15 protein-coding genes are annotated in these 16,452 nt (G+C 32.3%); 12 read left to right on the top strand and 3 right to left on the bottom strand.

The genetic code is table 11. The features are described from left to right. Nucleotides 1-12 precede the first annotated feature (12 nt). Entirely contained in the window at nucleotides 13-1,134 is a 1,122-nt protein-coding gene (gene dnaN / locus CELLY_RS16065; protein WP_013622762.1) for a DNA polymerase III subunit beta, read from the top strand. Between the two features lie 82 nt (nucleotides 1,135-1,216). On the opposite strand, the gene CELLY_RS16070 is transcribed toward dnaN, so the two are convergent. The 3 genes from CELLY_RS16070 to CELLY_RS16080 form a co-directional block, all read right to left on the bottom strand. Further along, a complete protein-coding gene (locus CELLY_RS16070; RefSeq protein WP_013622763.1) occupies nucleotides 1,217-1,705 on the bottom strand; it encodes a hypothetical protein in 489 nt (162 codons plus the stop codon). Between the two features lie 127 nt (nucleotides 1,706-1,832). Further along, nucleotides 1,833-2,201 (bottom strand): DUF4870 domain-containing protein, encoded by a 369-nt coding sequence (locus CELLY_RS16075; RefSeq protein ID WP_013622764.1) that lies wholly within the window; start codon nucleotides 2,199-2,201, stop codon nucleotides 1,833-1,835. Nucleotides 2,202-2,374: 173 nt separating this feature from the next. Next, entirely contained in the window at nucleotides 2,375-4,900 is a 2,526-nt protein-coding gene (locus tag CELLY_RS16080; protein ID WP_013622765.1) for a S9 family peptidase, read from the bottom strand. A 225-nt stretch (nucleotides 4,901-5,125) separates the two neighbouring features. Between CELLY_RS16080 and mnmE the strand changes: the two genes are divergently transcribed. From mnmE to CELLY_RS16135, 11 genes are all read left to right on the top strand, one after another. Next, nucleotides 5,126-6,514, top strand: a complete 1,389-nt coding sequence (gene mnmE, locus CELLY_RS16085) for a tRNA uridine-5-carboxymethylaminomethyl(34) synthesis GTPase MnmE (RefSeq protein ID WP_038507642.1) — start codon at nucleotides 5,126-5,128, stop codon at nucleotides 6,512-6,514. Between the two features lie 130 nt (nucleotides 6,515-6,644). Continuing rightward, on the top strand, nucleotides 6,645-7,097 hold the full coding sequence (locus CELLY_RS16090) for a helix-turn-helix domain-containing protein (RefSeq protein ID WP_226696405.1): 453 nt from the start codon (nucleotides 6,645-6,647) through the stop codon (nucleotides 7,095-7,097). Nucleotides 7,098-7,104: 7 nt separating this feature from the next. Further along, nucleotides 7,105-8,199 (top strand): site-specific integrase, encoded by a 1,095-nt coding sequence (locus CELLY_RS16095; protein WP_013622768.1) that lies wholly within the window; start codon nucleotides 7,105-7,107, stop codon nucleotides 8,197-8,199. Further along, on the top strand, nucleotides 8,199-9,146 hold the full coding sequence (locus CELLY_RS16100; protein WP_013622769.1) for a DUF6617 family protein: 948 nt from the start codon (nucleotides 8,199-8,201) through the stop codon (nucleotides 9,144-9,146). Before CELLY_RS16095 ends, CELLY_RS16100 begins: the two co-directional genes overlap by 1 nt. A 156-nt stretch (nucleotides 9,147-9,302) precedes the next feature. Beyond that, nucleotides 9,303-9,605: a helix-turn-helix domain-containing protein gene (locus tag CELLY_RS16105; protein ID WP_013622770.1), complete on the top strand. Its 303-nt coding sequence runs from the start codon at nucleotides 9,303-9,305 to the stop codon at nucleotides 9,603-9,605. Nucleotides 9,606-9,670: 65 nt separating this feature from the next. After that, nucleotides 9,671-9,898 (top strand): helix-turn-helix domain-containing protein, encoded by a 228-nt coding sequence (locus CELLY_RS16110; RefSeq protein ID WP_244847015.1) that lies wholly within the window; start codon nucleotides 9,671-9,673, stop codon nucleotides 9,896-9,898. Continuing rightward, nucleotides 9,885-10,793 (top strand): BT4734/BF3469 family protein, encoded by a 909-nt coding sequence (locus tag CELLY_RS16945; RefSeq protein ID WP_013622772.1) that lies wholly within the window; start codon nucleotides 9,885-9,887, stop codon nucleotides 10,791-10,793. Before CELLY_RS16110 ends, CELLY_RS16945 begins: the two co-directional genes overlap by 14 nt. Then, nucleotides 10,790-12,541 carry a DUF3987 domain-containing protein gene (locus tag CELLY_RS16120; RefSeq protein WP_013622773.1) on the top strand — a complete coding sequence of 584 codons (1,752 nt, stop codon included), beginning with the start codon at nucleotides 10,790-10,792 and terminating at the stop codon, nucleotides 12,539-12,541. Before CELLY_RS16945 ends, CELLY_RS16120 begins: the two co-directional genes overlap by 4 nt. Nucleotides 12,542-12,695: 154 nt before the next feature. Then, nucleotides 12,696-13,004, top strand: a complete 309-nt coding sequence (locus tag CELLY_RS16125) for a helix-turn-helix domain-containing protein (RefSeq protein WP_013622774.1) — start codon at nucleotides 12,696-12,698, stop codon at nucleotides 13,002-13,004. Nucleotides 13,005-13,007: 3 nt separating this feature from the next. Further along, nucleotides 13,008-14,261, top strand: a complete 1,254-nt coding sequence (locus CELLY_RS16130) for an ApeA N-terminal domain 1-containing protein (RefSeq protein WP_013622775.1) — start codon at nucleotides 13,008-13,010, stop codon at nucleotides 14,259-14,261. Nucleotides 14,262-14,282: 21 nt separating this feature from the next. Further along, complete coding sequence (locus CELLY_RS16135) at nucleotides 14,283-16,394, top strand: Piwi domain-containing protein (RefSeq protein WP_013622776.1); 2,112 nt, start codon at nucleotides 14,283-14,285, stop codon at nucleotides 16,392-16,394. The last annotated feature ends 58 nt before the right edge of the window (nucleotides 16,395-16,452 follow it).

Below are 16,452 nucleotides of genomic sequence, written 5' to 3' on the forward strand. Positions count from 1 at the left end.
ATTATATAGCTGATGAAATTTATAGTATCTAGTACTTATTTGTTAAAGCAATTACAAGTTTTAGGCGGTGTTATTAATAACAGTAACACATTGCCAATTTTAGATAATTTTTTGTTTGAATTAAAGCAAAACAGTCTTACTGTTTCTGCCTCAGATTTAGAAACCACAATGAGTTCTGTTTTAGAGGTAGATTCTGATAATGAAGGTACAATTGCTTTGCCAGCAAAATTATTATTAGAAACACTAAAAACTTTTCCAGAGCAACCATTAACTTTTGTTGTAGAGGAAAACAACACAGTTGAAATTAGTAGTAACCACGGTAAATATGCTTTAGCATACGTAGATGGTGCAGAATTTCCTAACGCTGTAGAATTATCTAACCCAAGTACTACAACTATTTTAGGTGATATTTTAGCAACTGCAATTAACAAAACAATTTTTGCTGCTGGTAATGATGACCTAAGACCAGTTATGAGTGGTGTATTTTTTCAGTTTTCTCCAGAAAATTTAACGTTTGTAGCTACAGATGCTCACAAACTTGTAAAATACCAACGTACAGATGTTACTGCATCTCAGGTAGCAGAATTTATTATGCCTAAAAAACCTTTAACTTTATTAAAAGGGATATTAGGTGGTAGTGAAAATGATGTAACCATAGAATACAATGAAAGTAATGCTAAATTTACTTTTGACAATACAGAACTAATTTGTAGACTAATAGATGGTAAATACCCTAACTATGAAGCGGTTATACCAAAAGAGAATCCAAATGTATTAAGTATTTCTAGAACTCAGCTTTTAAGTTCTGTTAGACGTGTATCTATTTTCTCTAACAAAACTACTCACCAAATACGTTTAAAAGTAGCTGGTGCAGAGTTAAATATATCTGCTGAAGATATAGACTACAGCAATAAAGCAGAAGAACGCTTAACTTGTTCTTACCAAGGAGATGATATGCAAATAGGATTTAACTCTAGATTTTTAGTAGAAATGCTAGGTAATTTAAGTTCTGATGATGTTTCTTTAGAAATGAGTTTACCAAACAGAGCAGGTATTTTAACACCTATAGATGGTGTAGATGAAGGCGAGCACGTAACTATGCTTGTAATGCCAGTTATGCTTAACAACGCATAAATTAAAATACCCAACATAAAAAACCAAAAAAGAGGACATAATGTCCTCTTTTTTTATTCTTAATTGTATTACTAATATCTTATTACTTGCGTTCTAATTTATTAAGCTTTACATTTTCTTTTACCAATTTAAGCTTTTGCTTTGCTATAGAAGATTTTAGTTTTTCTATAGCTACAGGAGATAATTTGCCTGCCGCAGTATCCTGAGATAATTTATTCTCTAATTTTGTAATTTTTCTTTCTACTTTAGATACATTTCTCTTTTGCTTGGCAATTGCGCTTTTTAGTTTTGCTTCTTTTTTGGCCTCTTTTTCTTTCTTTTTAACCTCTTTGGCTTCTTTTTTAGCTTTCTTTTCTGCAGCCTTTTGCTCTTTTTCTAATTTTTTAGCTTCTTTTTCTGCTAATTTAGCTGCCTCTTCAGTCTTGGCTTTTGCTTCCTCTTCTGCTTTTAATACTTCTTCTGTAGTTTTAGTGTTTTCTACTTTTTCTACGCTTTCTGTTTTTTGCTCTTGTGCTGTTAAACTTGTTGCACTAAGTGCTAATAGCATTACTGCTAATACAATCTTCTTCATAATTTTAATTATAGTTAATGTGTGTGTGGTGCAAAATTAGACTATAATTTTGATATAAAATCAAAAAAAAATCTGTCTCTAAATAAATTTTAGAAACAGATTTTGTAAAATACTTATTATTAGTGCATTAAGATATAAATGAGATTGTCATAAATTTGCTTGGCGACTCTCCGTTTGCAGCTCTTACAGCATTTACTATTGGCATTACAAAACCTATAATACCAACAAATAAAAAGCCTAATAAGCCCAAACCAAACAATAAAATTCCAGGAACACTAATTATGATATAAAGCAGTAAGCTTAACTGAAAATTTACTATTGATTTTCCGTGCTCGTTCATACCTTCTACGCTATCTTTAGTAGTTAACCAAAGTACTAAAGGCACTATAAAGCCTCCTACACCTGTACAATAATGTAGTAATTGTGTTAAATGTGTAACTGCTAATAATCCGTTATCAGACCTTGATGTTGCTTTTTGTTGATTGATGATTTCCATTTTTTGATTGATTTTGATGTTATTACTATATCAGTAGTTATATTTTATAAAATGTTACACTAAAAAGCATAAAATTTTCTTTTAAATCTAAAAAGTCATCAACATAAAAACTAAAAAAACGCTCGTATATAATACAATACGAGCGTTTTATATATTTATATTACCAACTAGAGTTAGTGTTTTGGTTTAGCTCTATTCATTTCTAACATATCTACATTTGTAGCCTCTACACCTAAAAAGTGTTTGCTAAAATAATCTGCTTTTAACCAAAAGAAATACTCCGTCATACTACCAAAACCGTGTCTTTGGCCAGGCATTATCATAAAATCGAATCTCTTATTTGCTTTAATTAGTGCGTTTGCCATTCTAATTGTAGCACCAGGATGCACATTGTTATCTACATCACCAGTTACCAGCATTAATTTACCTTTTAAGTTAGCTGCTAGAGTCTGGTTTTTATCAATATCGTATTTATATGTAATAACACCATTAGCATCTTTCACCTCTTCTACTCCGTGGTGCGTTTCACTCCACCAACTATTGTACATAGAGTTATCATGATTACCTGCAGAAGATACTGCTACTTTAAAAAAGTCTGGGTATACTAGCATTGCTGCGGTAGACATAAATCCACCTCCAGAGTGGCCAAAAATTCCTACTTTAGAAATATCTATAAAGTTATGCTTATCTGCTAATTGCTCTGCAACGTATTTTTTATCTGCTAAACCATAATCTCTTAAATTTCCATAACCGTAGTTGTGGTACCATTTAGATCTATTTGGGTGTCCGCCTCTGTTACCTAAAGTAACTACTACAAAACCAACTTGCGCTAACCTGTCTAACCTATTCATAGAAACAGAAAAAGATTTATTTACAGCCTCTGTTTGTGGTCCTGGGTATACATATTCTATAAGCGGGTAACTCTTAGTTTCATCAAAATCAAAAGGCTTATACATTACTCCGTAAAGATCTGTAATACCATCGTCTGCCTTTACTTTAAACGGTTCTGGAAATTTGTAACCTGTTGACATAAGTGCAGATAAATCTGCCTCTTCTAACTTTAATACTACATTACCATTACTAGATCTTAGTTCAGATTTTGGAACTGTATTTACCCTAGAGTAATTGTTTACAAAAAACCTATTAGAGTCTGCCATACTAGTACTAGTATTATAGTCTCCTTTATTTAAGTTTTTTAATCCTGTACCATTTAGGTTAATTTTAAAAAGATGCTCGTAATACGGGTCTTGCTCTTTAGTAACACCATTAGCAGTAAAAAATAATGTGCGCTCTTTTTCATTAACACCCACAAAACTATTAGAGTGGTAACTACCTTTGGTAATCTGATTTTTTAAATTACCGTTTGCATCATACAAATAAAAATGTGCCCAACCGTCTCTCTCTGACCATTGAATAATTTCTTGCTCATTATTAAATAACACAATGTCCTTAGCCTCTACATAGGTATTAAGTTCCTCTTTAATAAGCGTTTTAACCTCCCCTGTGTTTATATCTGCAACATTAATATGTACTTTTTTACGATCTCTACTAGTACTACTAAAATAAATTTTACCTTTTTTAGAAAGTAATAATGAAGGTCTAAAATCATCACTAAAATTCATTTTTTTAGTAGGTGCGCTATAAATATCAATACTTTGCTGTATTGTAGTGTCTAACTTTACAGCACGCTTTTCTTTAGAAGGTATATCAAAAACCAAAATTTCTGGTTTAGAGAACTCTTTTTCTCCCGGCATATGGTATTTATAAGTTTCTAAAGTTGGTCTTTTTTTAGCAACCGAATTTATAACCCATAAATCTTTTAAATCTCTAGAATCAGATCGTTGGTACACAAACTTTTTAGAGTCGTGAGACCAATACCCTCTTATCCCCTTACGTTTGTCTTTATTCTCTTCTTTAGTCTCGTTGTTCTCTCCCCATGAGCCACCACCATAGCCATAGTTTTCTACACCATCTTTAGTCCATTGGTGTTCTACAATGGTAGAATCTTTTTCATCTTTTACAGCTTTTAAATAGTTGGCTTTATCCATCCAATATAAATTGTGCTGCTTAGAAAACAATACAATGCTACTATCTGGAGCTATATTAGCCCATCGTTTTTTGTTTTCGTCTTCTTTTTTATTATTAATAACAGTTAAACCATTACCTCCTAATTTGTATTCTAAATAATATACTTTGTTCTCTTTTTTAGGTGCTTTTTTAGCACTCTTGGCTTTAGTAGAGTCTTTAGAAATGGTATCATTCTTTTTATCGTCTTTTTTATCATCAACAACATCTACTTTTTCTTTAGATGTTACTCTAAAGCGTATGGCTGTTTCATTTTTAACAAACTTAAAATTAAAGCGTGGTAAGTGCTTAGCATCATACGGGTCTTTGGTAATTAAAGTTAACCACTGTGCCATTTTTGCATTATCAAACAGTTTTGTTTTGGTTCCACGGTCGGCATCAACCAAGTAAAAATTAGCACCTTCTGTAGTTTTGTACTGGTACCAAAAACGATTTCCTTTTTTTAACCAATTAGGTCTAACTGTGGTAGAATGTACAATTTTTTTTAAATTATCTGGGGAAAATTTTGCCGCTTGCCTGTAATTAGGTGTTGGCACATTGCTAGTTTCTTCTTGTGCAAATGTTACCGTAGTACATACGGCAAACAATAGCAACAAGGCCATTTTTTTAATCATTTTTTAGATTTTTTGAGTTTGTTAGGTTTCTGTTAGTTGTTAACAAAAATATAATTACACATCTTAACCTAGTGAGATTTAACTTTTTGTTATGATGCATAGTTGCTTTTTTATTGCGCCTTTCTCTATTTAACAAGTTACACATTACGTTCTCTTGCTATTTACAGTATTTATTTAATGAAAAATGAATACACATCAACTTTAATAATTTGTATTTTTGCATTTATGTTTTCACAAGATACTATAGTTGCATTAGCAACACCATCTGGCGCTGGTGCCATAGCAGTTATTAGGCTTTCTGGGCCAGACGCAATTACATTGGCAAATGCTAAGTTTAAATCTGTACGTAATAAAGATTTAACCAAGCAAAAAACGCATACCATACACTTAGGGCATATAGTAGATGGTACAAAGGTATATGATGAAGTTTTGGTGTCACTTTTTAAAGGTCCTAACTCATACACAGGTGAAAATGTTATTGAAATATCTTGTCACGGCTCACAATACATACAGCAGCAAATTATACAGCTGTTTTTACGCAATGGTTGCCGTATGGCAGATGCTGGTGAATTTACATTACGTGCTTTTTTAAATGGCAAGTTAGATTTGAGTCAGGCTGAAGCTGTAGCAGACTTAATAGCGTCTGACAATGAGGCTAGTCACCAAATTGCAATGCAGCAAATGCGAGGCGGATTTTCATCAGAAATTAAAAAACTACGAGAAGAACTTTTAAATTTTGCGTCTTTAATAGAGTTAGAATTAGACTTTGCGGAGGAAGATGTAGAATTTGCAGACCGCACACAGTTTATAACGCTACTGTCTAGAATACAAGAGGTTTTAAAACGATTAATAGATTCCTTTGCTGTTGGTAACGTACTAAAAAACGGAATTCCTGTAGCTATTGTTGGCGAACCAAATGTGGGTAAATCTACCTTATTAAATGCTTTTTTAAATGAAGACCGCGCAATTGTAAGTGATATTGCTGGTACCACAAGAGATACCATAGAAGATGAAATAGCTATTGGTGGTATTGGTTTTAGATTTATAGATACAGCTGGTATACGAGAAACTACAGATGTTGTAGAAAGTATTGGAATTAAAAAAACGTTTGAAAAAATAGAACAAGCCCAAGTGGTATTGTATTTAAGTCCGCTTACACCTGCAATTGAAAACTTGGAAAGTATTAAAGTAGAAATTGAGCGAATAAAAAATCAGTTTCCGTTAAAAACACTTGTTGTAATTACCAATAAAAAAGATTTATACACGCCAGAACAAATAGAAACTATAGAGGCCGAAATACCTTCTACGCTATTTATATCTGCCAAAACTGGCGATGGCGTAGAAACCTTAAAAAACAAACTTTTAGAGTTTGTAAATACAGGTGCGTTGCGTAATAATGAAACTATTGTTACCAATACCAGACATTTTGATGCTTTATTAAAGTCTCTAGAAGGTATAGAAAGAGTACAACTTGGTATGGATGGTGGTATCTCTGGAGATTTACTAGCTATAGACTTAAAAGATGCCCTGTACCACTTAGGTGAAATTACCGGACAGGTTTCTAATGATGAACTACTTGGTAATATTTTTGCTAATTTCTGTATTGGGAAGTAACTTACTTTCTTTTATTTGTTAACCCCTTATTATTGTTGACTTTATAGTGTTTTATCTTCTTTTATTTGTTGTTTATTTGCTCTTTTTTGATTAAATTTGTTGTATATCTGTTGCCTGAAATATAGAATTGTTGCCCATTTCTGTTGGCGAAGATATTGGCGAAATGATGCACCATAACGCACCACGTTGCACCATTACGCTACATAAAGCACCATTTATGAGCAGTAATTTATTCATTCCTAAAACTTGTAAGCATTGCGGTAATGCATTTACAGCACGTACAACAGTTACTAAATACTGTGGCGATACTTGTGCAAAAAGAGCTTATAAGGCACGCAAACGTCAAGAAAAAATTCAAGCTACTCTTACTGAAGATATGCAACAGCAAAAACAAGTTGTTGAAGTTCGCAATCCTAATGCTGTAAATAACAAAGATTTTTTAAGCGTAACAGAAGCCTCACAACTGATTGGCGTGAGTAGATGGACCATTCAAAGAATGATTCAACAAGGACGTTTAAAAGCAGTTCCTTTTGGTAGAAAGCGTATTGTGGCCAGATGGCAAATAGAAAACCTTTTTAATTAATTCCATTATGAAAGTAACATTAAGACAACGCAAGAAGAACGACAAAATAAGTCTGTATTTAGATTACTATCATAAAGGCAAACGTAAAACAGAATACTTACGCTTATACCTTACACCTAATCCTAAAACCAAAACTGAAAGAGAGGTTAATAAGAAAACCAAACAATTGGCTGAAACTATATGTGCACAGCGACAAATAGAAATTCAAAATGGTATTTATGGCTTTCAAGATATTGAAAAGCTAAAAGGTAGTTTTATTACTTATATCACAGCTTTAGCAGAAAAGAAAAATACAAGCTCTGGCAATTATGGTAATTGGAATAGTATGCTAAAACATTTAAAAAAGTTTTGTCCAACAGATGTTAGTTTTCAAGATATAGACAAATCGTTTGTTGAGCGTTTCAAAGAGTATTTAGATAAAGAAGCAATAGGTAGAGCAGGTAAGCAATTGTCTCAAAATTCAAAATATTCGTATTATGGTAAATTTTCAGCGGCATTAAAACAGGCGGTCAAGGATGGAATTTTAAAAGTAAATCCTGCAAATGGTGTAGAGTATTTTAAACAAGGAGAACCTCAACGAGAATTTTTAACGCTTGATGAATTACAAAAAGCAGTTAATACAGAATGTGAACTGCCTATCTTAAAGAATGCTTTTATTTTTTCAGCTTTAACCGGATTACGTTGGTCAGATATTGAAAAACTGATATGGTCAGAAATCCAGCACTCAAAAGAAATGGGATATTATATCCGATTTAGACAAAAGAAAACTAAAGGTGTCGAAACCTTACCAATATCAGACCAAGCAAGAAATCTATTAGGAGAAAAAGGTAATCCAGACGATAAAGTATTTGATGGCTTACATTATAGTGCCTGGTCTAATTTAAAATTACAACAATGGATGATGAAGGCAGGTATTACTAAAACTATTACGTTTCATTGTGCGCGTCATACCTACGCTACCTTACAATTAACTTTGGGTACAGACATATATACTGTATCAAAATTATTAGGTCATAAAGAGTTACGAACTACACAGATATATGCCAAAGTAATTGACGATAAAAAGAAAGAAGCTGCTAACCGTATTCAACTGGATTTATAATGAAAGGAAGTATATTTTCAAGTTTGGTTTCTATAACCAATGGCTTACATAGAGATAATAGACAGGAAAAGGATTTTAAATACTTATTGTCTGATTTTAAATTGAACCAAAAAGCTAATAACGCAGTTTTTAAAGTAAACTTTAAAAAGCCTTTAAATGCGAAAAAAGAATACTATCAAAAGCTAATAATTAATGAAACAGAAAATACAGTAGCATCATTTGTAAAGGAATTTCCGAAAAATGCAACTACACCAGAAAATAAATACAGCTATACCATTCTACTTAATAAATTTGATAAGTACTTAAATGACATTGCAACTTATATCAATAAAAGAGGTATAACAACAGATTTAAATAATGATGACAATTATATCATAAACTACTTAAAAGTATCTGTAATAAGGTTGTATGCTGAACTACAAGAGCAATACGGACAATTTTCGGAAAATACAAAATTCTCAATTTCTGAAATTGCAGAAAAATACTTTAATGATGAAACTTTTGATGTTAGCTTAATAGAAAAGAACACCACTAAAAAAGTTGCTACCAAAAAAACATCAAAAACGAAAGCAACACCCAAGACTTCTTTTGGATATAAAAGTAATGACACTTCAACTTTGCTAACTGTACTTAAACAAGTAAATCTAAAAATCGATTTGTTAGATAACCGCACAACTGTTGAACATTTGCACCAATTGTTATTAGCAAAAGATTTTGCAAATACAGAATCGCAAATTTATCTTCAATGCGAAACTACACAGTTTAGTTACCTTGTAACAAAACTTAAACCATTTTTTAATGGTTTCAATCCTACCTCAATAGAACGTTCTGGAAAATTTATTACTAAAACAGGTACGCTATTAAAGGCGAATAATCTTCACAAAAACAAAATTCACAACCCAAAAGAAAAGGAAGAAATAGATAAAATCATCCAACAACTGCAATAAAAAACAGTAAGAATAGTAAGAAACCTTACTGTTGTCTTACCCTTGTTTTACACTCTTACTAAAATCGGGAAGCCAATTTTCAACCTTTGTCCTGTTCTTGAAAACCAAGAATGACATTTGGCCAGATGTCCTCATTTATTTAAAACAAAATAAACGATGGACACAAATATCATCGAAAAGTTAGACCGCATTGAAAAACTCTTATTAGAGCAACAAACAATGCAAAAGCAAGTATTAAACTTTAATGAAACTTGCAAGTATTTAGAATTATCCCAATCGCACTTGTATAAACTCACAAGTACGGGAACCATTCCACATTATAAACCGAATGGTAAAAAGATTTATTTCCAAAGAGAAGAGTTAGACCATTGGTTACTGCGTAACCGTATGAACTCAAGAGACGAAATCGAACAGCAAGCTGCCGATTACCTTATTAAGAAAGGAGCGGTGAAGTTATGACTGAAATAATCGATTTACTCTTAACGCTCTCTCAAGAAATAAAGGACATTAAAGCACGTATCGAATTGTTACGACAATCGAGAGCAGAAGTATTAAAAGATACGTGGATAGACAATCAAGATGTATTGCAGACCTTACATATAAGTAAGCGAACGCTACAAACTTTAAGAACCAATGGCACTTTGCCTTACAGCAAAGTAAAAGGTAAATTTTACTATAAAGTTGCTGACATAGAGCAATTGCTTCAAGACAACTACTACAACCATAATTTCAAGCAAGATGGAAATAAGTAGAGAAGCAATTTTAGACAAAACACATTATGGTTTAAAAATCTATGCCTATGTGTTGAGACAGTATTATCCTAATCAAACAGTCCTTTCTGTAAAAGGAAGGGACTGTGGGATAACTCGAAACCCTTTTAATGGTGGTAAAGAAACCTTACGGATTCATATTGATGGTATTATAGCAACACATCGAGATACAGAATTAGAAGCCTTTAAAGGTGATGTATTCGATTTTGCACAATATCATTTTAGAATAACCGATGAAGAAGATTTGTACCAGAAGATAAATCAAGAGCTACATCTAAATTTAGAAGTCAAGGAAAAAGACGAATTGGAATGGCTTAATGAACCAGACGATACGTGGTATGCCAACTGTAGCTTTTTTAAAGCACCTGTTCGCAATGTGTTTCCTTCGGAAACCTTGCGATTACATCAAGTATTTGCATTAATCACAAGTAATAAATACAAAAAGATTACTGAAGAATTAAGAGCAATTACCAATGTAAAAGAAGCACGTAAATTCAAAGCGAATCGCTTTGATTACGTAACACTTTCAGGAACATTTGAAAAACGAAGCGATAACAATTTGCTAAAGCATTCTAATTTATTAACCATTGATTTTGACCATTTAGAGAATCTACAAGAGTTAAGAACACAGCTCTTAAATGATGAATATTTTGAAACCGAAATGCTATTCATATCACCATCTGGCGATGGCCTAAAATGGATTATTAGAATAGATATTTCAGAAGTATCGCATTCAGAATATTTCACAGCAGTAGCAAATTACATTAAACACAATTATAACATTGAGGTTGACCAGTCAGGTAAAGACGTTTCCAGAGCGTGTTTTTTACCATATGACCCAACAGCCTTTTTACATAAAAGACATCAAGCATTATGACTAAAATATTTAACCCAAAAGATTGGTTAGAAGTTCCTAAAGAGCCAACAAAACCAAAAAGCAACACAGCAACAACTAATGTTGTTGCTGTTGCTGATAACGACATTGAATCCTACATTTCAGCAATCGAGCAATCAGGTACAGACATAACAGGAAGTTATGCCACTTGGAGAGATTTAGGCTTTGCTTTAGCAGAAGAATACAGAGAAACAGGAAGAGATTATTTCCACCGAATAAGTAAAAATTATGCAGGTTACGATGCTAAAGAGTGTGATGCACAATTCGATAAATGCTTAAACGCAAAAGGACACGGAATTACAATTGCTACCTTTTACCATTACACACATCAGTCAGGTATAAAACCGACTAAACAACAGTATAACAACGAAGTTGCAACAAACGTTGTAACTGTTGTCGATACACCCAACCAAGCAATGCCTACAATACCAGAAACGGTATATGAGAATTTGCCACAGTTTTTACAACAAGTTGTAAACCCTGCTAATGGACAGGAAGAAAAGGACATTTTATTGTTAGGCGCATTAACAGCATTTAGTGCGTGTTTTCCTAAACTCTTCGGAATCTATGACCAACGTAAAGTATTCAGCAACTTATATTTATTTGTAACCGCACCTGCTTCTGCAGGAAAAGGAAGGCTTAACCAAATTAAAAATTTGGTAGAGCCCGTTCACAAATTAAAACGAGAACAAGCCAAAGTATTAAAGCAGCAATTTCAATCAGAAACCGCTACTTACAATATGAACAAAGGCAAAGATGAAAACTTAGAAAAACCGAGTAAACCGCCAGAGCGAATGCTATTCATTCCTGCTAACAATAGTGTAACAGGCGTATATCAATTAATTTCTGATAATAAAGGCAGAGGATTAATTTTTGAAACCGAAGGCGATACGTTAGCACAAGCCTTTAAAAGCGATTATGGTAATTATTCCGATGGTTTTCGGAAAGCCTTTCATCACGAAACTATAAGCTATTATCGCAGAACGGATAGAGAATACGTAGATATTGAAAAACCCTGTTTATCAACAGTATTATCAGGTACACCTAAACAAGTGGCGACTCTAATACCCAATGCAGAAAATGGCTTATTTAGTCGCTTTATGTTTTACTATATGAATATAAAACCAACTTGGAAAAACGTGTTTCAAAATAGCAATAAAGTAGGTTTAGATGATTACTATAACCAATTAGGTAGTGAGTTTTTAGAACTGTACAAAACGCTAAAAAACAATCCAGAGATTGAAATACGATTAACCACAACTCAACAACAGCAATTCAATACCTTTTTTGAATCCTTACAGACCAAATACATCAACCTACAACCCGAAGAGTATATTGCAACAATAAGGAGATTAGGCTTAATTGCATTTAGGGTAATGATGCTATTCACAGCATTCCGCATTATGGAAGATGGTGATGTAAATGGAACTAAAGAATGTGAGGATATAGATTTTGAGAACGCTATAACCATAATTTCAATTTTAGTGAAGCACAGTAGTAAAGTATTTAATGATTTACCAATAGAGCAGAAAGCAACAAAACGTTCAAATAGAAAAGAACGCTTTTTAGAAAGTTTACCAAAACAATTTATCAGACAAGTGTATTTAGATTTAGCTACAAAACAGAACATCCCACATAAAACCGCAGAAGGATATATTACCAAATTTGTAGAAGCAGGATTAATACACAGAGAAGCACACAATAACTACTCAAATCCTGCAAAGCCGTAGTTAAGGATTTTAAGGATTTAGGGATATGATTAAATGACTTCCTCAAATCCTTAATATCCTCATTATCTGTTAATAACTACTAATATCTTTTTCTTTTCCTTTAGTTTCCTTTACTTAAATTAGACAAAATTTGACAAGTCTAAATAATTCTATTATGGAGTTTGGAGAGTACATACGCTCATTGCGTGAAAACCGCAATTTGCTATTAAGAGAAATGGCTGCAAACCTAAATATGGACGTTGCCTATTTAAGCAAAATAGAACGAGGAAATCGGATGGCAAGACGCGAACAAGTAGTTGCATTCGCTAAAGCATTAAAACAAGACGAAAACGAATTAATTAAGCTATGGATGTCCGAACAAATTGTACTAATGCTCAAAAATGAAAAAGAGAGTACGGAAATCCTCAAAATAGCTGAAGAAAAAATTAGTAAGATTGTTAAAAAGGGTAAGGATTTAAAGTAATTTATGTTTAAAGAGAATAAATATTATGGCGAGGTATGGTTTAAATCTGCAGAGGATAATAAGTGCTTTTGTGTATTAGAGTTAATTAATGATGAAGTGCACATAACGACCAATTTGTCAGAAAGATTACCTGCCTATCAAATAGAGTTAATTTATGGGGTTTTTACAGGTTTAGGCTATTTAACTTTTGTAAACTGCAAGATTAAAAACAGTAGCAATGGAATAGTAGAGACTAAAACTTATAAGCCTAAATATACGTTTGCTTGTGCATATCATTTAATTGAACCTATAGGTTTGAAAATTAATGAATTTCAAATTGACAATTTAGCAATAGTGAGTTGGGTTAGAAAAATGCATTGGTATAATTCTTTAGAAGACAAACTTGAAAAAGAGGATGACGTAGTCCACAATACGAATATTACTGAAGACTTATCTATTAAAATCACAAAATCAACATCATATACTTCTAACCACAACTTTTTTAGAATGGACAATGTTGGATATGTCGATTTTAAATCAGAAAAAAAATTGAGTATTCTTGAGAGTATAGATTTATATAATTCATTTCAAAAATTATTTCATTTTTTATACGGTAAGTCTGTACAATTTAAAGCTTTTAATTTTAAATGTTTAAGCTGTGGTAATTGGGCTTCGTTATATTACAAGGATGATTTCAACAAAGAAAACATATCTGGTTTTATAGCGCTTGACTATGATACTATTAAAGATGATTTGTCCAATATAATTAAGCATTGGTATAACAATGAAGGCATAGGTTATTGTGCTGATATTATTATCGAAAATTTACTCTCGGTTAAAACGAGCCATAGTAGGCGATTTACAAATTCCTATACAGCTTTCGAAGCTTATAGTTTGAAATTTGGTAATAAGATTAAGAACTCATCTTTTGCCAAAGATTTATTAGAACAAAAGCAATTATTAGTCGATATAACTAATATTCCAGAAGATGATATTAAAACATATGTATCAAAGATTGTTCGTCATCGAGATTATTTAATACATCGCACTAAAACAAAAAACAATATTTTTTCACAGTTTGAACTATTGTATATATCCTTTTTATTAGATTATTTGGTTGGTTTAGGCTTGGTGAAACAAATGGAAGTTTCTGATAAAATTATTGAAAAAATAATAGAGCGTGCTAAATCTACATACCAAGATATGCAGTCTGTAAATAGACTACTAAACAAAGATTTATTAGTTGATAACAATAATAAAGTTCAACCTTCTATGTAAAATTACAATATAATTTCATTTATGCAAGAACACCTCAAAACCAACATACTAAACTTTAAATGGCCTAATAGTGCGCCTACTATTTATTTAACTTTAGAGGATATTGAAGGTAGTCATCCTATCCATAAATCTAAATTTTCAAGGCAGATAAAAGAGGTGTTTCCAGATGCAGACTTATCTAACAAAGACCAAATATTTACAACATTTACAACAGAAATACCAGATGCACCAAGCATTAAGCTAAATTTAGTAGATGGTAGAGAATTAAGAATTTATAAGCAATTCCTTAAACATAAATTAAGAAGCTATTTTAAATCGAAAGACTATATAGTAGTAAAAAACTTCGTTGGTGATGTACAAGTGTGGATGCCTTCAAAAAAAGGGAATACAGCAGACTATAACCTCTACTATAAATTTTCATTTAAGATACAGTTTGCAAAACTCACAGACTTACCAGAGTTAATTGTATCATACGATGGTACTTCAAAAGTCCTTACAACATCGGTTAAGGATATAGAGGATTCAGAGTTAATAAAACGTTGTGTATATGGTCAAAAAACGTTCAATTACCAAATGGACCTCGATACAGAGGAAAAACAAGAATTTTACAATGCTATTCAGTTTGACCAAGCATACCCAATTTTTAATTTGTCATTAGCACGAGCATTAGATATACCTATTGAGGAACCTATAAGACCAATTAATAAATATCAAAAGTACGTAGCACTTATTAATAATTTTGCAACCAACTATCTGTTTAAAGAAGATTTTAAAGTCATATTTCCATTTAAAACTGATACGTTTATAGATGTGCCAATCAATCGTATCAACCATATCGACCCACAAGTAGGTTTATTGGAATTTGGTAAAGACCAATACGGTAACAAGAAAACCCATTTAGTGCCTAAAAAGGCAATGAATATCCTAAACCCTTACAGACGTCCAAACAATCAAAATATCAAGATATTTTTCATTTGCCATACTTCTCATAAAGATTCGGTATTGTCTTTCTATCAAAATTTAAAGGAAGGTGTAAATACAGAAAAGAATTATTATAAAGGATTAGAAGCCTATGTGAACATTAAAGCATCATCATCCAAAGAACACTTCATTGAATTTACCAACGAAAACGACCCAATACCAGAAATAGTTGAAAAGTTAGAGAGTTTAACCTTCGACCACGATAATGTGCTTTACGCAGCTTTTTATTTAAGTCCTTTCGATAAGTTCACACAAAATCCCGAAGACCGCGAAATCTATATTCAAATCAAAGAACTGTTTTTAAATGAAGGCATTGTTACACAAGTGGTAGATTATGAAAAAATGGTGGTCAATATCGAGAATCAATACAACTTCCAATTTTCATTGCAAAATATGGCGTTAGCTATTCACGCCAAATTAGGTGGCGCACCTTGGAAACTTGCAGTAACCGATAAAAAAGAATTAGTAATAGGTGTTGGTGCATTTACCAATCAAGGCGAAAACAGACGTTATATAGCAAGTGCCTTTAGTTTTCAAAACAATGGCTTATTTAGAAAGTTCGAATATTTTGACCAAAGCGAAACAGACCTATTGGCAGGAAGTATATGTAAAGCCATTAGAGATTTTACATCGGTTGCAGAAGCAGATAAAGTAGTCATTCACTTCTATAAGGAAATGAGTTACGAGGAACTAAAACCAATTATTAGAGGGATGCATACATTAGGGTTAAAAATTCCGCTCTACATTCTAAATATCAATAAAACAGAAGCAGAAGATATTATTGCTTACGACCTTAATTGGAACAAAAAGTTAATGCCTGTAAGTGGTACATACATACGTATTAGCGAAAATCATTTTTTGTTGTTTAATAATGCACGTTACCCTAATTCACAGCGGTATGCAGATACAGATGGTTATCCGTTCCCAATAAAAATTAAGGTAAGCAGTCCAGATGAAGATGCTTTTGAAGATGCAGATGTAGTGTTAGAATTATTAACACAAGTGTATCAGTTTAGCAGATTATATTGGAAATCGCTTCGACAACAAAATGTACCAATCACAATAAAATATCCAGAAATGGTAGCACAAATAGCACCACATTTTAATAATGGCGTTCCAGACGATGCTAAAGATGCTCTATGGTTTTTGTAATTTACCAATCAATTTATTTGCAACACCATTGCATTCAATAATTTGTATATTTGTATAA

The organism is Cellulophaga lytica DSM 7489 (assembly GCF_000190595.1).
Lineage (GTDB): Bacteria > Bacteroidota > Bacteroidia > Flavobacteriales > Flavobacteriaceae > Cellulophaga > Cellulophaga lytica.